Here is a 23616-nt window from a genome sequence, read left to right on the forward strand (position 1 = left end):
ACAATATTAATTTTATGTAACATAACCACACAATAAATATTCATCGTTTGTTAAGTTTATGGAAAAGTGTACGATAAATAATTATACTATACATAATAGGAAGTGACTTCTATGGGATACATAAAGGTAAAAAAAGCAGCGTTAAAGGTATTTGCTCAAAAAGGATTCGATGGAACAACAGTAAAAGAAATAGCAACTGAATCAGGGCTAAAACCATCGTCTATATACTCTCATTTTTCTAGCAAAGAAGAATTGTTTATGATTATATGGGAGGAATGTATGAAAAAGGCCTCAATGTCGATAAAGCCATTAATTGACTATGTGGGAACAGCTGAAGACTTCGATGCTAAAGAAATTCTTTACAAGCACTATAATACTATAATTTCTCATTTTACTAAGAATAGAGAAGATTATCTTTTCCTAAAGCAGGCATCATTATTTGCCAATGCTAAAGAAACTGTTAATAATGAAATCTACTCTAACTTTATGATCAATTCTAGAAGTATAGAATTTTACGCAAAATTTTTTTCTAAATTGAAAAATGAAAATAGAATAATTGATGAAAGTAATGAAAATTTATTTTATACATATATTGCCGCAATGTTAGGTTATCTTGAGCAGAGCGTAATTTACAATATCCCTTTAGATAAAAAGTTTTCAGATAGACTTTGGGAAGGATTTTGGAAAAGTATAGAGAAATAAAAAAAATTTTACAAGAAAACGAACGATTATTCGTTTTGTATTAATTTATTAAGAATTGGGGGAAGCAACATGAAAAAATGGTTAGGAAATTTAAAACTTTCAACAAAAATAGTGAACTTAGTTGTTATTATTTCGATTTTTATAGCAGCGACAGGATATTTAGGTCTTAGAAATATGAATAAGATAAATTCTAATGCCACGGTAATGCATGATTATAGTTTAAAGAATATTAATCAAATTAATAAGTTTAGGCAAGCTTATTCGGATATAAGAACAGATTTATTAAATATGGCTTATAAAGAAAAAAAAGATCCAGGCGAGGCTGAGGAAATTGTAAAAGAGATTGATGATTTAACAAAGCAGAGCAATGATATGTTTGCAGCAATAAAGGCAAGCAGTGAAAGTGTAAGGAAATATAAAAGCAAAGAAGATGGTGAAAAGGATAAGCAAATATTAGATAACATAGAAAGCTCCTCTAGGCAGTATTTAGAGGCAGGAAAAAAGATAAGTGAGTATGCTTCAGCGGGAGATTATACATCAGCAATGGCGCAAATGTCTAGCACATCTAAAATTAGAGATAGCCTATTTAATAGTTTAAATGACTTAAGCGCTGTTTCTATAAATGAAGCAGATCAGATTTATGCCTCAAATAATGCTACATACAGCAGTTCGAAAATACAGATAATAGTTATATCTGCATTTGCATTTGTTATTGCACTATCATTAGGATTGATTATTGCAACTATGATTTCAAATAAACTAAAGAAGGTAGTAGTTTTTGCAGAAGACTTAGGGAAAGGTATATTGGATGCAGATATAGATATTGATTCGAAAGATGAAATAGGAAATCTTGCTAAAGATTTAAATAGAGCTAAGGATAATATGAAGGTACTTATATCTGAAATTATATATGGGTGTAGTGATATAAGCTCTGCAAGTGAGCAGTTATCTGCAACTTCTCAGGAAGTTGCATCAAAGATGCAAGTTGTAAATGAATCTACTGAACAGATAACAAGAGGAATACAAGATTTAAGTGCAACTACTGAAGAGATCAGCGCATCAACTCAAGAGATAGGAAATACAACAAATGATTTAGCCGATAAGGCAGAAAAGAGCTTTAAATCTGCTGTAGAAATAAAGAAGAGAGCAGAAGAGGTTAAGGCAAAGGCTACAAATAGTCTTGAAGAAGGAACAAAAATATACACAAGTAACAGAAACAATATCATAAAATCAATTGAAGACGGAAAAGTAGTAAGTGAAATAGGAATCATGGCAAAATCAATAGGAGAAATTGCAGAACAAACTAATCTTTTAGCTTTAAATGCAGCAATTGAGGCTGCAAGAGCTGGAGAAATGGGTAAAGGTTTTGCAGTGGTAGCAGATGAGGTTAGAGGACTTGCAGAACAATCATCTCAAGCTGTTGCAAATATAAATTCACTTATAGAGAGAGTTCAACAGGCTTTCCTAAACTTATCTAAAAGTGGACAAGATGTTCTTAAATACCTTGAAGATGATGTTAAGCCAACCTATCAATTGTTTATGGATACAGGTATACAATATGAAAAGGATGCTGAGTTTGTAAATATGATGGCTAGTGATATTGCATCTGCATCAAAGCAGATGAAGGAAGTTATAGAGCAGGTAGCCTTTGCTCTAGAAAATTTATCATCTACTGCTACGGAATCAGCAATAAGTTCTGAAGATATATTAATAAGTATTAATGAAGTTACTCATTCAGTAACAGAAGTATCAACATCTTCTCAAAGCCAGGCTGGAACGGCTCAAGCTTTAACTGAACTGGCAAATCAGTTTAAGGTTTAGAGGTTATGATTATTTAGCACCCAAAAATATAAAGGAAGTATAATACAAGCATCTATAGTAACTTTCTTGAAGAAGATTACTATAGATGCTTTATTTTTGTAATGGAAGTTCAAATTTGATTTTTATAAGTATAGGAGATAGAATTTTATTTGAGAATTAAGAAATTTGAAATCCTAGCTTAAAGGAAGTGTTTCAAGTGGAAAACCAACTAAATAAAATTAATCAAATGTTTCTTATAGGTTCAACTGGAAGAAATAGTGGAAAGACTACACTAGCAACAGCAGTAATTAAAAAGTTTAAAGAAGAGTTTTCCATAATCGCATTGAAGATAACAACAATTGAACATAAGGATGGAAAGTGTCCTAGGGGCGGAGATGGCTGTGGAGTTTGTACAAATATACAAGGCAATTTTGAACTTATAGAAGAGGTTAGTACTAGTAGCAACAAAGATACTTCACTTTTACTGAAAGCGGGCGCAGAGAAAGTGTATTGGCTAAAATGTTTACAGAGTCATTTAGATGAAGGTATAGAGTATTTTATGTCTGTTTTAGCTAAGAATTCTTTAATTATATGTGAGTCCAATAGTTTAAGAAATGTTATAGTTCCAGGAAGCTTTGTCATGATTAAAAATGTAGGAAGTAATATAGCAAAGAAGTCTGCTAGTGCAGTAATTGGAAAGGCAGATTTTATCCTTGAAAGTGGTTTTTCAAATAGCATAGATGATTTTGTGTCTAAAGTAGTAGTTGATAAAGAAGACATGAGCATAAAAATAAATATTGATGTGTAAGAAAAATGCCTCATGTTAAAATAGCTCGCTGAAGGATGTCGCTTCAGCGACTTTTTTACTGTATGGGAAATTATAAAATTTTCAATGTATCTAAACCTAGATATTTCAATGCTTTTATAAGTTTTTTATGGCTATACAGTAAAAAATAAAACTTATTCGCCTGCCAGATTTTCCTCATATACATTTGGAAAGGCAGATGCGTTAAAAAAGCTCACTGAAGAAGGTCGCTTCAGCGACTTTTTTATGATAATATATATATTAAATGTTAGACATACATAAAGATTTTGATGAATTTATCTAAGTGATTTTTGCCATAGATGCTTGATAAATACAAGCCGGAGTTCTATAAAGTTAAGTATATAACACTAAGAGAGAAGAGGAAAGCGGACTTATGGATAGGATAATTTGTATAGTTGGTGAAAGTGGAAGTGGAAAATCAACTATAGCAGAAGAACTTTCAAAAAAGAATTATAATTATATACAAAGTTATACTACAAGAAAACAGAGATATGAAGGAGAAAAAGGACACATATTTGTTGACTATGAGGCTTATATAGAAAGCACTATAACTAATGATCAGAAATCTAATATAATAGCCTATACATATTTTGATGGAAATCATTACTGGGCAAACAGGCAGCAATATAGAGATAAGGGTGCATCAATTTATATTGTAGATCCAATTGGTGTTCGTGAACTGAAGGAAGAAGTAAAGGATGCTGAAATAATAGTTATATATTTGAATGCAGATGAAAAGGTTCGTTATAACAGGATGTGTAGAAGAAAGTATAATGAGGATAACCTGTATGACGAAGAAATATATATGAGAATAAAACATGATAAAAATGCATTTAAAGTGATAAGATGTGATTATGTTGTTGATTCTAACAGAGAGTTAGAAGAGGTATTATCTGATGTAGAAACAATAATTGAAAGCATGGATAAAAGTAACGTTTAAAAATTTAATATGATAGGTGATTATTTTATCCACTACTTCACAAAATATTCTAAATTTGATAGAATATTTATATAATAATTTTAAATTAGTTAGACAAAGCTCGTCTTCAATAAATATTGGAGCGAGCTTATTTTTCAGGTAGAATTGGGCTAATAAATATAAAGATAACTGCTAATAATTTAGAATTTTTAACAAGACAAAATAGGGGGCAAATAATGATGGTGGAGTGTAATGAATTTACCAAAGAGCAATTTTTGGAGGCAACGAATAGGATAAAGGATGTATTGAAAGAAACCAAACTTGTTTATAGTAATATTTTTAGTAAAGAATCGGGTAATGATATATATATAAAGCCAGAAAATCTTCAAGTAACAGGAGCTTTTAAGATAAGAGGTGCTTACAACAAAATAAGTAAGCTTACTGAAGAAGAAAAGAAAAAGGGACTAATAACATCTTCTGCAGGAAATCATGCTCAAGGGGTAGCTCTTGCTGCTCAAAAATTAGGAGTAAAAGCAACTATAGTTATGCCAAAAGCTACTCCATTAATCAAGGTTGAAGCTACAAAGAACTTTGGAGCAAATGTTGTGCTTCATGGGGATTGTTATGATGAGGCTTATGAAGAAGCGAAGAGATTAGAAGAAAAAAATGGATATACATTTGTGCATCCTTTTAATGATATAGATGTTATAGAAGGTCAAGGAACTATAGCAATTGAAATTTTAAATGAACTAAAAGATGTAGATTGTATAATAGTACCTGTTGGTGGCGGTGGACTTATTAGTGGAATAGCTGTTGCAGCAAAATTAATTAATCCTAATGTAAAAATAATAGGTGTAGAACCAGAAGGTGCAAATGCAGTAAAGCTATCAATTGAAAACAATAAAGTTGTTTCTCTAGATAATTTAAAAACAATTGCTGATGGTGTAGCAGTAAAAACTCCTGGTGATTTAAATTTTAAAATAATTAAAAAATATGTAGATGAGATAGTAACAGTTTCTGACCTAGAAGTTATGGAAGCTTTTCTGATACTTCTTGAAAAGCATAAGCTTATAGGAGAAACTTCAGGGGTGTTACCTTTAGCTGCTTTAAGAAAGATAAATGAAAAAAACAAAAAGATAGCATGTGTAATTAGTGGCGGAAATATAGATGTTTTAACAATTGCATCAATGATAGACCGTGGACTTGTATCTCGTGGAAGAAAGTTCTGCTTTACTGTTGAACTTTTAGACAAGCCAGGACAATTACAAAAAGTGTCCCAAATACTAGGTGATTTAAATGCTAATATAATAAAGCTTGATCATAATAAGTTTAAAACCTTTGATGCTTTCATGCAGGTTCAACTAGAAGTTACGGTAGAAACAAATGGTCATGAACATGTTCAGCTAATTACTGATGAATTAGAAAGAAAAGGCTTTAAAATAGTTAAGGTATATTAAAAGTTAATGAACTAAAGGAAGTTACGTAGCTTTCTTTAGTTCATTTTTATTTAGAAAAATTTATATTAAAGAACATTTATCAAATTAATTCTTTGCGAAGACTCATTAAAGCATCGGATGAATAACCAATTAATTTCTATTTATTTGTACTTTCAAAATAAGAAAAACTTATTTTAATAAAAAATGATATAATTTAAGAAAACTATGCTATTTAGTTGGAGGATTTATTTATGGGTAGAATAGAACTAGTTATCTTCGATATGGATGGGTTAATGTTTGATACAGAGGCACTTACTAAGAGAGCTTGGCAAGAAGTAGGTAAATTACATAATTATGATATTCCAATGCAATTTCTTTTAGGACTTCTAGGAATGAACAGCGCTTCTATATCTAATCAATTTAAAACAGTATTTGGACAAGACTTTCCATTTGATAATATGTATTCAGAGCAAGGCAAGTGCGTAGCTAGGATAATTGAAGAAGAAGGTCTTGGAATAAAGAAAGGACTTATAGAACTTCTAGAATATCTACAAGAAAATAACATAAAAAAAGCAGTAGCTACTTCAAGCAGTAGAGAAAGAGCTTCTAAACTTTTAAAAATAGCAGGTGTTTTTGATAAATTTGATAGAGTTATTTGTGGCGATGAAGTAACAAAAGGTAAGCCAGATCCAGAGATATTCTTAACAGTTTGCAAAAAGCTAGATGTTGCTCCTGAAAATGCCATAGTACTTGAAGATTCAGAAAGAGGATTAGAGGCAGCAGTAGCTGGTGGTATGAGATGTATATTAGTACCTGATCTAGTAGAACCTTCAGAAGAGCATGTAAAAAAGGCATATGCTAAGGTTGCCGATTTAATAGAAGTAATTAATTTAAAAGAGCTATTTGAAGAAATAATTTAAATTTTCATTAGGAAACAGTATAGAAGTATAATTTCTATACTGTTTTTTACTGTATAGGAAATGATAAAAATTTTTTCTAGCTAAATCTAGTGATGTCTAAAAATAAAATATAACGATAAAAAGAATTTATTATATTTAAGAAAACTCTAGATTAATATACAAGAAATGCTATAATTTATATAAGAAAATTCTGTCTATTAAAGAAAGGGTTGCTAGAATGACCTTATGTAGATATATGAATGGAGGATTATGATGGGGTTAAATTGGAGTTTAAAGGAAATATATAGCTCTTTTGAGGGTGAAGATTTCTTAAATGATTTAAAAAGAGCTGATGAATTATCAGGATTATATGAACAACTAGCTGAAAGTATATGTGAGTCTCATGATGATGAGAAAAGTAAGCTTGAAGAGTTTATAAATAAATCTAGTGAAGTTGAAAGTTTATTCAGCAGACTATTTTCTTTTGTTAATCTTACATTAAGTGTTGATACAAAAAATAAAGCAGCGCTTAAGTACTCAGATGTCTTACAAGAAAAAAACAGTAGATTTGCTGAGCCAAATGCTAAGATAGAAAAGTGGATAGGTGAAGTCAAAGAGATTGATAAATTAATCAATTCCTCAGGTCTTTTGAAGGAACATGAGTTTTTCTTAAAAGAAATAGTAGCAGGAAGTAAATACTTATTAAGTGATAAAGAAGAATCACTTATAGCTAAACTTAGAAATACTGGATCAAATTCATGGTCAAAACTTAGAGATCTTTTAACTTCAACCGTACTTGTAGATATTGAAGTAGACGGGGAAATGAAAGCACTACCTCTTACTGTTGTTAGAAATATGGCATATGATAAAGATTCAAAAGTAAGAAAAAATGCATATGAAGCGGAGTTAAAGGCTTATAAAAAAGTAGATGCTGGTATTGCAGCAGCATTAAACGGAATAAAAGGGGAAGTTATAACTTTAGCTAAGCTAAGAGGATATAAATCTCCACTAGAAGAAACTTTGATTAAATCAAGGATGGATGAAGAATCTTTAGAGGCTATGCTGACTGCTATGAAAGAAAGCTTGCCTACTTTTAGAAAATATTTGAGAAGAAAAGCTGAGCTTTTGGGTTATAAAAATGGATTGCCATTCTATGAACTTTTTGCACCTATGGGAGATGTAGATATGGAATTCCCATATGAAAAAGGACAGAAGTTTGTTGAAGATAACTTCAGAACCTTTAGCGATAATCTTGCTGATTTTGCAAGAAAAGCTTTTGATAGTGATTGGATAGATGTTATGCCAAAGGAAGGGAAAGTTGGAGGGGCCTTCTGCTCTAATCTTCATTTTATAAAGCAGAGTAGATTCCTTTTGAATTATGGAAATGCCTTCGGAGATGTAGTAACTTTAGCTCATGAATTAGGTCATGGATATCATGACGACTGTGTTAAGGATAAGAGTGTACTAAACTCTGATTATCCAATGCCTATAGCTGAAACTGCATCAACTTTCTGTGAGACTATTGTTAAAAAAGCTGCAGTTAAAACTGCCACAAAAGAAGAAGCATTCTCAATTTTAGAATCAGAGATAGGTGATTGTACTCAAGTAATAGTTGATATCTATTCAAGATTCTTATTTGAAAGTGAGCTGTTTAGTAGAAGAGAAGAAAGTGCATTAAGTGCAGAAGATTTAAATGAAATAATGCTTAAGGCACAAAAGGATTCTTATGGAGATGGTTTGGACCCTGAATATTTACATCCGTATATGTGGGCCTGCAAGCCACATTACTATGATGCAGAATATAACTTCTACAACTTCCCATATGCTTTCGGATTATTATTCGCAAAAGGTCTTTATGCAGAGTATCTAAAGAGAGGCGAAGAATTTGTTAAGGTGTATGATGATTTACTAGCATCTACAGGTGATAGGAAAATAGCTGATGTTACTAAGATTATAGGAGTGGATATACACTCAGTTGACTTCTGGAGAAGTTCCTTAAAGATAGTAGAAGAAGACATAGAAAGATTTATCGAACTTAGTAACGAAAACTAGTTTTTATAGTGCAGCTTAAAATTCATGACCATAAAACAGGGTTAATTTCAACAGTACCTAAAATAAAAGGTTAAAATATAGAAGCTTTCTATATTTTAACCTTATTTTTTTATAATAATTATTGTGATAAGTAGAGAAAAATAAAGTATAACTATTAGATAATTTGTTATACGGTTATCTCAATTCTATTGCCTTCAGGATCTAGTATACAACTCTCATAATAGCCATCTCCAGTGGTTCTTGGTCCACTGACAAGAGTATAACCGTCATCTACTAGTAGTTTTGTTAATTCATCTACCTTTTCTACACTTCCAACAGAAAAGGCTACGTGAGCATAACCAAAGCACTCATAATCTTTAGAAACATTTATTGAAAGAACAGTGGGTTTCTCCATAATTTCTAGCTTAGAACCATCATTAAAAGATAGAAAATATGAGCTGAATTTTGTTTTTTCGTTATGATACTTTTCATTAGGGACAGCATTGAAATACTTTGTGTAAAAGTTTTTTGTCCTCTCCAAGTCTCTAGTCCATACTGCTAAATGTGCAATTTTCATTGAATCAACCTTTCTTTATTTTTATATAAGTTATCCTTTAATTAACAATATTGTATCATAGTTAAGTAAATATAAACTAGTTTAATTCTAACAATTTTCAAAATTTTCAGTGATAATATAAAAGAATACATTCTTATTGACCGACGGTCGGTCGGTGAAGTATAATAAATTATAATATTTTAATATAAGGAGAATTAATTATGAAAAATAAAAGAAGGCTATTTTTATTAATAATGTTTTTTACATTACCAATTACGCTTAACTTTTTTTCTCCATACATCATAATTGATGGCTTATTTAATAAGATTATATCGGGAGCATTTCTAGTGTGGACAATTATGGCAGTTTCATCGCTTTTTATAGGTAGGGCCTTTTGTGCTTATATTTGTCCATATGGCGCTTGGCAGATGATAATAGATAGATGTATTGAAAAGCCTCTTAAGAAAATCAAAGGCTTAAAGATTTTAAAATATATACTTGGAGCTACTTGGGTTTTTGTAATAGCTTTTGCTTTAATTTCTAGTAGGGAATACAAGTTAAATTTGTTTTATCTTACAGAAGGTTATGTTAGTGTAGATAAGATTTCTAATATTATGGGCTATTTTACTATATTAACATTACTGGCAGTTTTACCACTTGTCTTAGGTAAGAGAGCTACTTGCTATTACTTATGTCCAATGTCTATTTTGAATATAACAGGAAGTAAAGTGAAAAATAAATTTAATATTCCTTCTTTAAAATTAAAAGCAGAACCAAGCAATTGTAAAAAATGCAGTGCTTGCAATAAGAGTTGTCCTATGAGTATTAATGTTATGGAAAAGGTTCAGCATAATAGTATGGAATCTTCAGATTGTATACTTTGTGGTGAATGCAGTAAAGCATGTAAGTTTGGCGCTGTAAATAGAATTTGTGGAAAAGATAGAGTAGATAGAAAGGTCGTAGAAATGAAATGAAGAGAATTGTAAAAGATCCATTGGAAAGAAAAAATGAAATAATGGATAGGTCTCTAGAACTCTTTATTGAGAAGGGGTATGACAATACCTCAATCAATGAAATAGTTAACAGTCTATCTATAGCAAAAGGAACCTTCTATCATTATTTTACTTCGAAGGAAGAAATACTAGGTGAACTTTTGAAAAGGCGGTTAGATGAATATATAGTACCATTAACAGCTATCTATAATTCAAATTTAGATCCTAATTCTAAACTTGAAGCAATTTTAAAAGCAATGTTTTTAGGAACTAATAGTAACCTTATGCTTGTAAATACTGAGAGAGATGGTAGTAACTTAAAGCTAAATAATGCTTTAGAGGAAGAATTCTTTAATAGATGTTATCCTCTTATTTTAGGAGTAATAAGAGAAGGACTTGAACAAGAAAGCCTTCAAGTGGATTTTCCAGAAGAAGTTGTTGAAATACTTTTAAGAGGAATACAGAAATTTATAAATAAGCATTTCAATGAACTATTAGATAAAAATTCCTCTATCCACATACTTAAATCACTTGAAGATATTTTTAATAAATTGATAAAGTTATCAAATGGAAAAATAGAATTAATCCCCAAATACTAAATTTTAATGGAATAAAAAGTAGCATTTATGGACCTCCATAGATTTATCACTTAATATATGATAAAATATACTCATAAATAATAATTATTAGATGTTTCAAATAGCATTATAAATACATATTTATAATACTATGATTTAGATTTTTCTTATGTTTAAGGATATTATTGAAATTGATTAGTTATGCAGGAGATGGCTCACCAATTAGTTTCAACACTATGCTTAACAGCGTCTATATATATGAGTTTAGAGATGGAGGTTATTTGATGATAAAATTAATCGCAACAGATATGGATGGAACATTACTAAATAGCAAGGGGGAACTTCCAGAGGGGTTCTTTGATACTTTGGATGAATTGATAGATAGAGGTGTGATATTTGTAGCAGCAAGTGGAAGACAGTATTATACACTAGCTGATAACTTTGGCAAGGCTAAGGACAAGATGCTTTTTGCTGCAGAAAATGGTTCCTTTGTTGTTCATAACGGAAAAGAATTATTTTCTAAGACATTACCTAAAGAAACTATCATGGAAATTTTGAAAGAAGTAAGTAGTATACCTAACTGTTTTCCAGTAGTATGTGGCAAGAAGTATGGATATTATAAAGATACAAATCCTAAGTTCTTAAAAGAATTACAAAAATATTATTATAATAGAAAGCAAGTAGATAATCTTGAAGATATAGAAGATGATTTCTTAAAGGTAGCAATTTTTGATTTAGAAGGATCAAGCGAGAATTCATACAAAAAGATTGATAAGAAGTTGAAGGAAGAACTTCAAGTTACTGTTTCGGGACAAAACTGGGTTGATATCTTCAGAAAAGATATAAATAAGGGAGTTGCAATTAACTACCTTCAAGAAAAGTTCAACATAACCCATGAGGAAACTATGGTATTCGGAGACTATTTTAATGATATCCAAATGCTTCAAAATGCGTATCATAGCTATGTTATGGTAAATGCACCAGATGAGTTAAAGAAATACGGAAGATTTATGGCTAAAAGCAATGATGACAATGGTGTAATTGAAGTAATCGAAAGAGAAGTTCTTAAAAAGGACGCTTAATTTCAATACGCTGATTTAGCAGTACCAAATTTTCCTCATATTCATTCGGAAAGGCAAATGCGCGAAAAAAAAGCTCGCTTCAGCGACTTTTTTTTTATTTTATATTAACATAATTTTAAATTTTTAACTATTACTTGTAATAAGTTATGGGGAGATAGTAATATTATAACAAGTATTTGGATTATAATATGTATATAGTTCTGTTTGTGGTTTAGGGGGGGGTATATGATAAAATATAAAAATTGTTTAGATGTAACTATTGATGATATATTTAAGGCGTTTCAGGATGGATTCTCGGACTATATAATAAAACTTAATGTTAATAAGGAAGATTTTGAAGAAAGATTCTTTGGTACAGAAGGGAATTCTAAAGAATATTCTTTCGTAGTGTATGACAGTAATAAGCCTGTAGGATTAATGCTAGGTGGTATAAAAGAATATGAAGGAATAAAAACTTTGAGATGTGGAGGCTTAGCAATTCATCCAAGCTATAGGGGTGGTTGGATAAGCAAGAGACTTTTCCAATTACATCAAGAGATTGCAAAGAGTAAAGGTTGTAGTCAATTGTTTCTAGAAGTCATAGTTGGAAATGATAGAGCAATCAATTTTTATAATAAGATGGGATATAGCAAAATTTATGATATATCCTTTTACTCTAATGATAATACAAGCAACTTGAGAAAATACCATAATAAAAAACTGGTTATTAAGGATATAACATTTGGCCAGTATAGAGAAATATGCCATAGATATGATGGACATGTTAGTTGGCAAAATGCTTATGAATATCTAAGTTTATCAAAGGATACATACTATTATGGAGGATTTATTGATGATATTCTTATTAGTGGACTAAGCATAAATAAATCAGGAAAGATAAGTTTTATTTATATAGATAAGAATTATAGATTAAGTGGAGTGGGTTCATCTCTAATTAATTATGCTGTTAAAGAATTAGGGATAAATATGATTACTGCTAGTTTTGTTAATAATAGTCAAGCTTTTGGGTTTTTAGTTAAGAATGAATTTAAGAAAATGCCTATATCCCAATATGAAATGTATAAGATTTTGTAGCATAGTATTTATAATTTATCAATAATTTTCTACTTGAACATTTTAGACATTAGCTATAACATAAGACTAAACATAGGGGGTGTTAATCAATGGTAGCAATAATAAAAGCACTAATGAGAGCAGTGAATGATATTCATGATGTTTTTATACAAAAAGCACAGGGCTCTGGATATAACCTTACGGACAAACAACTTCATTTTATAATTATAGGAATCATAGGTATCTTAATTTTTGCAGGAACCCAAATGCTATTTAAATGGCTCGCAAAGTATAGCATTACAGCTATATCATTCATATATACTTTTACAGTACTACTGGTAATAGTTTTTGGTATTGAAATAGAACAAAAAATAACTAAACGAGGAAATATGGAGTTTGCAGATATAGTAGCTGGTATATGGGGATTCTTATATATATTCATAATTTACTTAATAATAAGAATAGCTGTATATCTAATAAAACAATATACTAATAAAAGAAAAGTTAAGAAGCAGTAATCTTGACTATAATAAATATGAATACTATAATTTAGTTGACAATTTAATAAGTTCTTATTGGTGCTTCAGTTGCACAAATACATTTGTTCAATAGAAGTTAAAAGGGAAAAAGGTGAAAGACCTTTGCAGCCCCCGTTACTGTGATGATGACAAAATTTGCACTAAAACTTAAGATATTTAAGTTTTAATCCACTGAGTTAAGGATGTCTATCTAATAGATTCAAAGTATACCAATGTTTGTATTTTTAGGAGGTATAGTTTGTAGTTAAAGTTTAGATGTCTATGAATGTACCACTTCGTAATAAGTTTTACAATGAATTGGCACATCTATATAAAGAGCTTGGGAAGGAGCAAAAAGTAGGATGATTCAAAGCCAGAAAACCTGCCATAAGAAAAGTTAATTTTCCGGGGGGGAAAAATTACTGTTAATAAAGCAAGTTTTACTGATATAAAATTATTTTGCTTAGGGTTTGAGTACATTTAAACTTTAATACAATGCTAATAATGTTTATATTGTTGAAAAACAAGAGTATTTTGTGTGCGGATATAAAAATACTTTATGTAATTATAGCTTTATTAATTATGAGAGTAAGTTTTATCTATTTTATAAGTTTTAATATAGATATATTGATTCGAAGAGTAATTATAAAGACCTCCTTAGGGAGGTCTTTTATTTTTATGTTGTATAGTATTGAAGCCTAAGGGTAAATAGTTTTAGTTGGGGAGGATTAATATGCAGGAAGCATGTCTAATAGAAGATATAGAACCTTTAAATGAAAAATCTATGGCTGAGGCCAAAGAAAGAATGGATAACTTGGTGAAGCCTATAGGTAGTCTTGGAAAACTTGAAAAAATGTCTATAAAGTTATCTGGAATAACAGGTGAATTATATAATAATATCGAAAAGAAAGCAGTTATTATAATGTGTTCTGATAATGGGGTATGTGAAGAAGGTGTGGCCTCAGCTCCGCAAGTAGTTACTGCGACTCAAACAGTAAATTTTATAAAAGGAGTAACGGGAGTAGGGGTTTTAGCAAGACACAACAATTGCGATTTAAAGGTTGTAGATATAGGTATCAATGAAGAAATAAATCATAGTGAACTAATAAACTGTAAGATAAGAAAAGGTACATCAAACATTGCTAAAGGTGAAGCAATGACAAGGGAAGAAGCTCTTACAGCTATTAGAATAGGAATTGATTTGGTTTCAAAGCTTAAAAATGAAGGATATAACCTGATAGGCACTGGGGAGATGGGAATAGGAAACACAACTTCTAGTTCTTCAATATTAATTGCCTTAACTGGTTGCACTATTGAGGAAGCTGTAGGTAGAGGAGCAGGACTTACGGATGAAGCCTTCGAAAAGAAAAAGAAGGTTATAAAAAAGGTTTTAGAAATAAATAAACCTAATATAAACGACCCAATAGAGGTATTGCATAAGGTTGGTGGCTTTGATATAGCTGGACTTGTAGGAGTATATTTAGGTGCGGCAAAGTATAGGATGCCGGTAGTTATTGATGGATTCATTTCTGCAATTGCAGCATTAATAGCCTATAGGTTAAATAACGTTACTAAAGATTTTATGTTTCCATCTCATATATCAATAGAAAAAGGATATAACTTAGTTTTATCAGAGTTAGGTTTAGATCCTATATTAGATTTATCTATGAGATTAGGTGAAGGATCTGGATGCCCATTAGCTTTCAATATATTAGAAGCTTCTACAAAGATAATGAATGAAATGGCAACCTTTGAAGAAGGTAATGTAGATTTAAATGATTATAAGGGGCTTTGGGAGGGGAAAATATGATTACGTTAGTAACTGGTGGTGCAAGAAGTGGAAAGTCTTCTTTTGGAGAGTCGATACTTGAAAATGAACCAGAGGTTTTATATATTGCAACTTCAATACCTTTTGATCAAGAAATGAAAGACAGAGTTAAGAAGCACAGAGAGCAAAGACCAAGCCATTGGCATACCTTGGAAAGCTATAAGGATTTTCAAGCTGAATTTGAAAAAATATTAGGTGGTAATATAGTTTATAACGGTGTAATCGTTGATTGTATAACCATAATGATTTCTAATATATTATTAGAAAATTTAAGTGACGATGGCAATGATGACTATGATTTAATTGAACAGAAGGTTATGTTTCAGATTGATAATTTAATAAAAGGTCTAAGAAACTTTAATTGCAAAGCAGTTATAGTCACTAATGAGGTTGGAAGTGGAATAGTGCCAGAAAACAAGTTATCTAGGGAATTTAGAGACATAGCTGGACGAGTAAATCAAAGATTAGCAAAAGAATCAGATGAAGTTTACCTAGTTGTGTCAGGTATACCTGTAAGGATTAAGGGGGAATAAATTGAGAAAGTTTATTTTAATCATACAGTTTATGACTAGAATACCTATAAATTTAAGTTTGGAGGTAAAGCGAGAGGATTTTGCTGATGCAGTAAGATACTTTCCTTTAGTAGGACTTATAATAGGTGCAATAGATTTACTTATATATATAATTACATGTAAGCTATTCCATGGCATGCTGCCAGTGGTATTTACTATGATATCACACATTATTGTTACTGGAGGTCTGCATCTAGATGGGTTAAGTGATACTGCCGATGGAATATTTTCAGGTAGGAGTAAGGATAAGATTCTTGAAATTATGAAAGACAGCAGAGTTGGAACCTTTGGAGTGTTGGCACTTGTTGCACTGATGCTTTTAAAGTTTTCAGCAATTGAAGAACTTTCAAGGGTTAACATATACTCAGCGCTTTTAATCTCGCCAGTGATTAGTAGAACTTTAACTACACTTTTGATGTATAAAAGAAGATATGCAAGGGAGAAAGAAGGCTTAGGAGATCTTTTTATAGGAAAGATTTCTACACTAACCTTTAGTATAGCATTGGCTTTGGGTATAATCATAACTTTAGCTGTGGGAAGAACTTATGGACTTATAGTTATAGTTATAGGCTTTATTTTTACAGTATGCTTTAGATCCTATATAGAAAAAAGGCTAGATGGTATAACAGGAGATATCTTAGGAGCCAGTGTTGAGTTAAATGAAGTACTTGTATTGGTAGTTTTCTGTTTATTACAGAATATAATTTAAACATATATTTTACGGTGTGGTTAAGAGTATTATTTGAAATTAAATGGTTATGCAGGAGATGCTATATGAGCGAGCTATTAGAATTAAATGATTTTTTCAGATGGAATGGCGTTAAAAAACTGTACTGTTCGAACGTAGTGAGTTTACAGTTTTAGCCATGGAATATGAGAAAATCATATTAATTCTTTGCACAAGCTCATTAAAGTATCGGATGACTAACCATTTAATTTCAATACAGTGCTTTAATAGTGCCATATTTTAAAGTTGTTCATCTTTAAGAGGAGATAATATGAAACTTATTTTAATAAGGCATGGAGAGACAGAGGGAAATCTTAATGGAATCTATCAAGGAATTAAGGATTATCCCTTAAGTGAGGAAGGAAAACTACAAAACCTAAAGCTAAAGAGTAAGTTAGAAAATATAAATGTAGATAAGGTTTATTATTCTACAATGGAAAGAGCAAAAAAAACAGCGGATGCTATTTTTGATTTTTCAAGCAGTGCAATTTATTTTGAGGAAAACTTGAGTTTTAATGAGATAAATTTTGGACTTTGGGATGGTAAAGATTATAAATATATAAGTAAAAATTACAGCGAACAGTTTCAAAGTTTTATAGATGATTTTAAGATTTTTAAATTTCCTGAAGGGGAAAGCTTTAAAGATTTTTATAATAGAGTTAGTGAAGGAATTAGAAAAATTATAAAAGTATCAAAGGAAGAGGATAATATAGCAATAGTGGCTCATGGGGGAACTATAAGGGTAATATTATGTGAGCTTTTAGGTTTTAATTATGAAGGATTCTATAAATTTAATATTAGCCATGGATGCTATAGTTTGCTCACTGTATGCAAAGACAGTGCTGTTTTAGAATTTCTAAATAAATAGATTGATTTTAAATCATATTTCAGGAGGAACAAAATTTGAAAAATATAAAGAAGTTAGCAATTATAATAATGGCATTAGTATTTACCTTATCACTAATGGCATGTACAAAGAGTGAAACAAAAAAAGAAGAAGTTAAAGGTATAAAAATAACTGATTCATACAATAGAGAAGTTTCTTTGGATAAGGTACCTCAAAGAGTAGTAACATTATCACCAGGGGCTACTGAAACTATATTTGCTTTAAAAAAGGAAAGTATTTTAGTAGGAAGATCAGACTATGATGATTACCCAGCTGAAGTTTCCAAGATAGAAAAGGTTGGTGGGTTAGAAAATCCTAATATTGAGAAAATAACAGAGCTTAAACCTGACTTAGTAATAGCTGGAGCACATTTTTCTAAGGAAGTACTTAAAAAGCTTGAAGATTTAGGCATAAAGGTTGCAGTACTTTATGGAGAAGATAATTTCGATGGAGCATATAAAAATATTCTAGATACAGCAGAAGTTTTAGGAGTTAAGAATGATGGACAAAAGATAGTAGATGAAATGAAGAAAAAAGTTTCAGAGGTTGAAGAAAAAATAAAGAATTCTAAAAAAGTTAAACTATATTATGTTGTTGATTTTGGTAAGCAGGACTTTACTGCAGGTGGAGATACTTTTGTTGGTCAGCTTATAGAAAAAGCAGGTGGAGATAATATAGCTAAGGATGTTAAGGGATGGAATTACAGCTTTGAAAAAATAGTTGAGAATAATCCAGATGTTATAATATTATCTGATAAATATGATGCTAAGAAGAGATTTATACAAGCAGATAGATATAAAGATCTTCCTGCAGTAAAAGCAAACAAAGTCTTTGAAATTGATGATAATATGTTGGTTAGACAAGGGCCAAGGCAAGCTGACGGCTTAGAGGCACTTGCGAAAATATTACATCCAGAGGCTTTTTAAGGAGTAGTTAAATGAAGAAAAAAAGACTACTATCAGTACTTTTTATCTTACTGATAGTTTTAGTAATAGCTTCTGTTACGGTAGGGTCAGCTTCGCTAAAATCTACTGATGCAGTTAGATTAATATGGCTAAAGCTAATTGGTGTGAATATAGATTCAACATATGAAAAAATAATATTTAATATAAGATTACCAAGAATAATACTGGCAGCCTTAGTAGGGGCAGGACTTGGAGTAAGTGGAGCTGCTTTTCAGGGGATATTCAAAAATCCAATGGCAGATCCGTATGTTCTTGGAGTATCTTCTGGAGCAGCAGTTGGTGCTACTATTTCTATTGTTTTTAGGTTAGAAGCTTATGGTATGGCTTTTACCACAGTCCTTGCTTTTTTAGGAGCTTTTATTTCCCTAATTTTAGTTTATAACATAGCAAAGGTAGGAAAAAAACTCCCAACAACCACATTATTACTTGCAGGTGTGGCGATAAATTTTCTCTTTTCATCGGTTATATCACTTTCAATGATTTTACATAGAGAAGCCATGGAAAGAATAATATATTGGACCATGGGGAGTTTCAATGAATCATCCTATAGCCAAATATTGATTATTGCACCTATAGTTATAGTTATATCAATTAGTTTTCAGCTACTTTATAGACAATTTAATATAATAGCTTCTGGAGATGAAGGTGCATATTCTTTGGGAGTTGAAGTAGATAAGATTAAAAAGCTGATTATTGTAGTAAGCTCAATTATGATAGCTGTAATAGTTTCTGTAAGTGGGGTTATAGGGTTTATAGGACTCATAATACCCCATGTTGCAAGACTTATTGTTGGAGCAAACCATAGAGAATTATTTCCTTTTTCTTTTGTTTTAGGAGCTATATTTTCACTTGGTTGTGATACCTTGGCTAGAATACTAATTGCTCCTACAGAATTACCTGTCGGCGCAATAACAAGCCTTTTTGGAGCTCCATTTTTTATATATCTTCTTTGGAAAAGAAAGAGAGCGTGAATATGTCTATAATAGATATCATACAATTACAATATGATGTAAATAAGGTAACTATATTGAAAGATATTGATTTAACCTTTGAAGCGGGAAAGTTCTATTCCATTGTTGGACCAAATGGAAGTGGTAAAACAACTTTGATAAAGAACATTATAAAATATCTTAGTCCTTCTGAAGGAACGGTTATTGTTGAAAACAAGGATGTTAATAAGATAAAAGCTAAAGAATTTGCTAATATAATAAGTTATGTGCCTCAAGATACAGTGCTTGAAATGGAGTTTTCTTGTTATGATGTAGTAATGATGGGGAGAAATAATAAGATAAGCTTTCTTGGAACTGAGACAAATGAGGATATAAAAAAGGTTGAAGAGGCAATGAAAGCAACTGAAGTTTTTCAGTTAAAAGATAAGCTGATTACAGAAATAAGTGGAGGCGAAAGACAAAGAGTTTTGCTTGCTAGAGCCATAGCACAGGATAGTAGGTGCATAATACTTGATGAGCCACTATCTAATTTAGATATAAAGCATCAATTAGAGATTATTGATATTCTAAACAAGCTTAGGGATTTAGGAAAAACTATAATTGCTGTACTTCATGACATAAACTTAGCTTTGAATTACACTGATCATGCAGTGATGATGAAAAACGGGAAAATATTTTATTATGGAAAGACAGAAGATGTTATAAATGATAAGAATATAGAAGAAGTTTATGGAGTAAGTTGTAAAATAGTATCAATTGAAGGGGTAAGGCATATAATATTTACTAGAATATAGATGTACCACTTCATAATTAAATTTATATTTTCAAGTTGTCCTCTCAGAACCCAGAGGAGTTTCGAAAATAGTTATCAGATTGAAGTGTTCATCTTTAAATAAACTTGAAATTATAATAATTTATACGTGTCATAAAATCTTAAATTTGCTTTATTTTATGACACACATGAATTATTAATAATTACCAAAAAGTCGCTGAAGCGACCTTCTTCAGTGAGTTTTTTACGCATCTGCCTTTCCGAATGTATATGAGGAAAATCTGGCAGGCGAATAAGTTTTGTTTTTTACTGTATATCCGTAAAAAACTTTTAAGGCCATCAAAATCTCTAGGTTTAGCTAACTGAAAAATTTTATGCTTTCCTAGACAGTAAAAAGGCATCACTACTTAGCAGGAGGCTTTGCAGTGGTGCTTTTTAATTACTTCTTAGTCTTAAAAATGCTACTGAGAACTCTTCCGTCAGGAGAAGGAAGTTCAGTGCCCATAATCTTTGATATAGTTGGAGCTTCATCTAGCAAACTCATTTCTCCGATATCAAAGTTTTTCTTAATATTTCCGCCACTTATCAAGAAGAAGGTTTGATAATCTTCTTTAAAAGGTGAATAACCGTGAGTTGCTTTGTCGTATTTTTCTCCAACCTCTTCTATAGTTTCACCATCTAGATCGTTTGAAAAATAGTAGCCTTTTTTAGCTTCTAACATAATTGAACAATTGTTGTCTATTCCTAAGTTTTTCAAATCATCTCCACTTAGAATTTCTTCTAAGCAATCATCGTTGTTACTTGAATAGTCTTTAAGTAACTGGATGACTTTGTCCTTCGATTCTATATCATTATCTTTTATATAGATATAGGCTGAACCATCGCAGTTATTTAGGTAAACTTTAGGCTCTTGAAGCTTTCCTTTCTCATCTTTAGTTATATAACCCTCTTTAACAAATAATGTGTTTAACTTTATGACCTTATTTGTATCCATAAGAGAGTGATCTCCTAATACTACAACAGTAGAGTCTTTATAGCAATCATGGCTGTTTAAGGTATCAATAATTCTTCCAAGTCTTACATCATGTCTTCTTAAGGCATTAGTAATCTCATCATTTTCTGTACCATGATGATGTTTATTAGTATCAACATCAGTAAGATGAACCATTAGAAAATCAACTTTCTCTTTTTGTAATAGGTAAAGTGCGCACTCAGTAGAGAAATTATCTAGGTGAGGCTGGTTCTTTCCTTCTCTGAGATAGCCGTATTTAAAATTCATCAAAAGCTGATAAGAAAGCGTTCCACTATATAAAGATATCATAGGCTGTGTTAACCACCAACGATTTGCAAAGATTTCAGGCATATTATAATCTATTGCAGCCTTACCTGTTACAGGCCATAAAATTGCGCCAGTAGTATAGCCTTCCTTTTTAGCTAAATCATAAATTGTGTCACAGTTAACCTGAGATTTAAACCAGAACCAATCAGGGGAGTCCACACCTGGTTGTAATAATATATTGTTAATTACACCATGATTAGCAGGTTTTTTACCTGTTACAATTGACACATGAGCTGGATAAGTTAGCGATGGATATATACTATTAACCTTATAGGAATAAGAACTTGAACTAAGTAATTTACTAAAGTTAGGAAGAGTTTTTAAAAACTCAAAATCTTTTCTTCCAAGACCATCTAGAGAAATTATTATAATAGGATTATCTTTCATTTATTAAACCTCCTAGTTACTTGTTATACCAGTGAATGGTAGTATTATTAGTAACATTGTTTTTTATATAAAGATGCATTAGAGTAGTCCTAAACTATTGTTAATTTTGAAAATAGTTTAGGCCTAGAGAGTCATTATACTTTAAATTAAGTTATACCTGTTTGATAATCGTGGATCTTGGTGATTATTGAACATATGTAACTTAATGATCAAGTTATGAACTATATAAATAACATCTTATGATATGTTTCCTAATTCCAGTATAGGCTTGTACAACAAAAATTTAAACCCTTAGCGTGTTACATTCACTAATATTTAATATTTATAATGCGAGACAAGTCTACATAAAGTACTACTAAATTGCAACTAAATGGATATTATTGTAGTTTTATAAATAGAAAAATATATAAATAGAAAAATATGCGTTTATAAGGCAATAAAAATAGCTTGACAATGTTTACAGTGGTGATATAATTAAAGCATAATCAAATAAATCCATTAGGATTGTTACTACATAGTAGGCAAGACCTAAATTAAAGTATGTTTTTCCAGCATATTTTAATTTAGGTCTTTTATATTTCCGCGGAATATAAAAGATGCTATTATTATCAATCTTAATAGGGTATGAGTTGATAAAATACAATCTCCGGAGTGATAACATGAAAATAGAAAAGATTTTAAATAATAATGTTGTTACAATTATTGATGAAGATGGTATTGAGCAAGTAATAATGGGTAAGGGAATTGCATTTAAAAAAGTGTTAGGTGATGAAATTGAAGAAAAAAATATTGAAAAGATATTTAAACTAGATAGTAAAAATGCATCTGAACGCTTTAAAAGTCTCTTAAATGAAACACCTATGGAATATGTGGAGATATCAAGAAACATTATAAAATACGCAGAAAAGACATTGGAGAAAAAATTTGAAGATGTAATCTTTTTAGCTCTAACAGATCATTTAAACTTTGCAATGAAAAGAATAAAAAAGGGTTTACCAATTAAAAATGAAATGTTATGGGAGATAAAAAGAATATATAGAAAAGAATATTCTATAGGCATATGGTCTATTAATTATATTAAATACAAGCTTGGCGTTGATTTGCCAGAAGATGAGGCTGGATTCATTGCGTTACACATAATTAATGCAACGCTTGGTGAAAGTATGCCGAACACTATGAATATAACAAAGCTTATACAAGATATTTTGAGTATAGTGAAATATCATTATAAGATAGATGTTGATGAGGAAGCTTTGAGTTTTCATAGATTTGTAACCCACCTTAAGTTTTTTGCACAAAGAATGTTTGGCAAAAAGCAGGAAGTGTCAGGAGACGATAGCCTGTATGAAGTGGTAAAGGATAAGTATAATGAAGCCTATCTTTGTGTAAAAAAGATAAGGGATTATATAAAAATTACTTATGATTATGAGCTAACAAGTGAAGAAATAGTATATCTAGTTCTTCATGTGCAAAGGCTTACTAAAGACAAATCAGTTGCAAGTAATATGTAAACTATTATTGAAATAGTAGTTAATATGTTACAGGCTTATTAAGCTAACTTTATTCTTTAGGGAATTATTTCAGATATATTTTTTGATAAGTATGCGTAGCAGAATTAAAAACATAAAATACGTTAAATAATAATTAGGTCTAAAATTAAATAGAAATTTTAGGATTGTTACTGAGTTTAAATTCAGATTTACCTTATATTGTATGATAGCAAAGGAAGAACTTAAAAATATATCATATAATAAGGTATATAGAAATTATACAACTGCAGGCAAAACCTAAATTGTAG

Annotated in this window: 22 protein-coding genes and 1 riboswitch; of the genes, 20 read left to right on the forward strand and 2 right to left on the reverse strand. The window is 30.6% G+C overall.

Features of this window, described 5'->3' with window-relative positions:
• The first annotated feature begins 111 nt into the window (after positions 1 to 111).
• The 7 genes from bsdtw1_RS00730 (at position 112) to bsdtw1_RS00760 (ending at position 8634) form a co-directional block, all read left to right on the forward strand.
• Positions 112 to 702, forward strand: a complete 591-nt coding sequence (locus bsdtw1_RS00730; protein WP_183275692.1) for a TetR/AcrR family transcriptional regulator — start codon at positions 112 to 114, stop codon at positions 700 to 702.
• Between the two features lie 69 nt (positions 703 to 771).
• The gene (locus bsdtw1_RS00735; RefSeq protein WP_183275693.1) at positions 772 to 2523 is read left to right on the forward strand and encodes a methyl-accepting chemotaxis protein; all 1752 of its coding nucleotides are present in this window, start codon (positions 772 to 774) and stop codon (positions 2521 to 2523) included.
• A 196-nt stretch (positions 2524 to 2719) separates the two neighbouring features.
• Positions 2720 to 3310, forward strand: coding sequence for a hypothetical protein (locus bsdtw1_RS00740; RefSeq protein WP_183275694.1), 591 nt, complete (start codon positions 2720 to 2722; stop codon positions 3308 to 3310).
• A gap of 391 nt (positions 3311 to 3701) precedes the next feature.
• Complete coding sequence (locus bsdtw1_RS00745) at positions 3702 to 4268, forward strand: AAA family ATPase (RefSeq protein ID WP_183275695.1); 567 nt, start codon at positions 3702 to 3704, stop codon at positions 4266 to 4268.
• A gap of 215 nt (positions 4269 to 4483) precedes the next feature.
• The gene (gene ilvA / locus bsdtw1_RS00750; RefSeq protein WP_183275696.1) at positions 4484 to 5704 is read left to right on the forward strand and encodes a threonine ammonia-lyase; all 1221 of its coding nucleotides are present in this window, start codon (positions 4484 to 4486) and stop codon (positions 5702 to 5704) included.
• Between the two features lie 230 nt (positions 5705 to 5934).
• Entirely contained in the window at positions 5935 to 6603 is a 669-nt protein-coding gene (locus tag bsdtw1_RS00755) for an HAD family hydrolase (RefSeq protein ID WP_183275697.1), read from the forward strand.
• Positions 6604 to 6855: 252 nt separating this feature from the next.
• Entirely contained in the window at positions 6856 to 8634 is a 1779-nt protein-coding gene (locus bsdtw1_RS00760) for a M3 family oligoendopeptidase (RefSeq protein WP_183275698.1), read from the forward strand.
• Between the two features lie 166 nt (positions 8635 to 8800).
• Here bsdtw1_RS00760 and bsdtw1_RS00765 read toward each other — a convergent pair whose 3' ends face one another.
• A complete protein-coding gene (locus bsdtw1_RS00765; RefSeq protein WP_183275699.1) occupies positions 8801 to 9190 on the reverse strand; it encodes a VOC family protein in 390 nt (129 codons plus the stop codon).
• Positions 9191 to 9390: 200 nt separating this feature from the next.
• Between bsdtw1_RS00765 and bsdtw1_RS00770 the strand changes: the two genes are divergently transcribed.
• The 12 genes from bsdtw1_RS00770 (at position 9391) to bsdtw1_RS00825 (ending at position 20114) form a co-directional block, all read left to right on the forward strand.
• Positions 9391 to 10143: a 4Fe-4S binding protein gene (locus bsdtw1_RS00770; RefSeq protein WP_183275700.1), complete on the forward strand. Its 753-nt coding sequence runs from the start codon at positions 9391 to 9393 to the stop codon at positions 10141 to 10143.
• The gene (locus bsdtw1_RS00775; protein WP_183275701.1) at positions 10140 to 10760 is read left to right on the forward strand and encodes a TetR/AcrR family transcriptional regulator; all 621 of its coding nucleotides are present in this window, start codon (positions 10140 to 10142) and stop codon (positions 10758 to 10760) included. Before bsdtw1_RS00770 ends, bsdtw1_RS00775 begins: the two co-directional genes overlap by 4 nt.
• Positions 10761 to 11023: 263 nt before the next feature.
• On the forward strand, positions 11024 to 11821 hold the full coding sequence (locus tag bsdtw1_RS00780; RefSeq protein WP_183275702.1) for a Cof-type HAD-IIB family hydrolase: 798 nt from the start codon (positions 11024 to 11026) through the stop codon (positions 11819 to 11821).
• A 225-nt stretch (positions 11822 to 12046) separates the two neighbouring features.
• Positions 12047 to 12895, forward strand: coding sequence for a GNAT family N-acetyltransferase (locus tag bsdtw1_RS00785; RefSeq protein ID WP_183275703.1), 849 nt, complete (start codon positions 12047 to 12049; stop codon positions 12893 to 12895).
• Between the two features lie 89 nt (positions 12896 to 12984).
• Positions 12985 to 13392 carry a hypothetical protein gene (locus bsdtw1_RS00790; RefSeq protein WP_183275704.1) on the forward strand — a complete coding sequence of 136 codons (408 nt, stop codon included), beginning with the start codon at positions 12985 to 12987 and terminating at the stop codon, positions 13390 to 13392.
• A 41-nt stretch (positions 13393 to 13433) separates the two neighbouring features.
• A riboswitch (cobalamin riboswitch) is annotated at positions 13434 to 13796 on the forward strand.
• A 329-nt stretch (positions 13797 to 14125) separates the two neighbouring features.
• Positions 14126 to 15202, forward strand: a complete 1077-nt coding sequence (cobT, locus tag bsdtw1_RS00795) for a nicotinate-nucleotide--dimethylbenzimidazole phosphoribosyltransferase (RefSeq protein ID WP_183275705.1) — start codon at positions 14126 to 14128, stop codon at positions 15200 to 15202.
• Positions 15199 to 15753, forward strand: a complete 555-nt coding sequence (gene cobU / locus bsdtw1_RS00800; protein ID WP_183275706.1) for a bifunctional adenosylcobinamide kinase/adenosylcobinamide-phosphate guanylyltransferase — start codon at positions 15199 to 15201, stop codon at positions 15751 to 15753. The genes cobT and cobU overlap by 4 nt, the downstream gene beginning before the upstream one ends.
• 1 nt (position 15754) lies before the next feature.
• Entirely contained in the window at positions 15755 to 16501 is a 747-nt protein-coding gene (gene cobS / locus bsdtw1_RS00805; RefSeq protein ID WP_183275707.1) for an adenosylcobinamide-GDP ribazoletransferase, read from the forward strand.
• A 289-nt stretch (positions 16502 to 16790) separates the two neighbouring features.
• Positions 16791 to 17387 (forward strand): histidine phosphatase family protein, encoded by a 597-nt coding sequence (locus tag bsdtw1_RS00810; RefSeq protein WP_183275708.1) that lies wholly within the window; start codon positions 16791 to 16793, stop codon positions 17385 to 17387.
• Positions 17388 to 17455: 68 nt separating this feature from the next.
• Positions 17456 to 18331, forward strand: coding sequence for an ABC transporter substrate-binding protein (locus bsdtw1_RS00815; RefSeq protein ID WP_371874744.1), 876 nt, complete (start codon positions 17456 to 17458; stop codon positions 18329 to 18331).
• Between the two features lie 11 nt (positions 18332 to 18342).
• A complete protein-coding gene (locus tag bsdtw1_RS00820; protein ID WP_183275710.1) occupies positions 18343 to 19341 on the forward strand; it encodes a FecCD family ABC transporter permease in 999 nt (332 codons plus the stop codon).
• Positions 19342 to 19343: 2 nt separating this feature from the next.
• Positions 19344 to 20114: an ABC transporter ATP-binding protein gene (locus tag bsdtw1_RS00825; protein WP_183275711.1), complete on the forward strand. Its 771-nt coding sequence runs from the start codon at positions 19344 to 19346 to the stop codon at positions 20112 to 20114.
• A gap of 417 nt (positions 20115 to 20531) precedes the next feature.
• Here bsdtw1_RS00825 and bsdtw1_RS00830 read toward each other — a convergent pair whose 3' ends face one another.
• On the reverse strand, positions 20532 to 21818 hold the full coding sequence (locus tag bsdtw1_RS00830) for an alkaline phosphatase family protein (protein WP_183275712.1): 1287 nt from the start codon (positions 21816 to 21818) through the stop codon (positions 20532 to 20534).
• Between the two features lie 659 nt (positions 21819 to 22477).
• Here bsdtw1_RS00830 and licT point away from each other — a divergent pair.
• Complete coding sequence (licT, locus tag bsdtw1_RS00835; RefSeq protein ID WP_183275713.1) at positions 22478 to 23329, forward strand: BglG family transcription antiterminator LicT; 852 nt, start codon at positions 22478 to 22480, stop codon at positions 23327 to 23329.
• Positions 23330 to 23616 lie beyond the last annotated feature (287 nt).

Source organism: Clostridium fungisolvens, assembly GCF_014193895.1.
Taxonomy (GTDB): Bacteria; Bacillota; Clostridia; order Clostridiales; family Clostridiaceae; genus Clostridium_AR; species Clostridium_AR fungisolvens.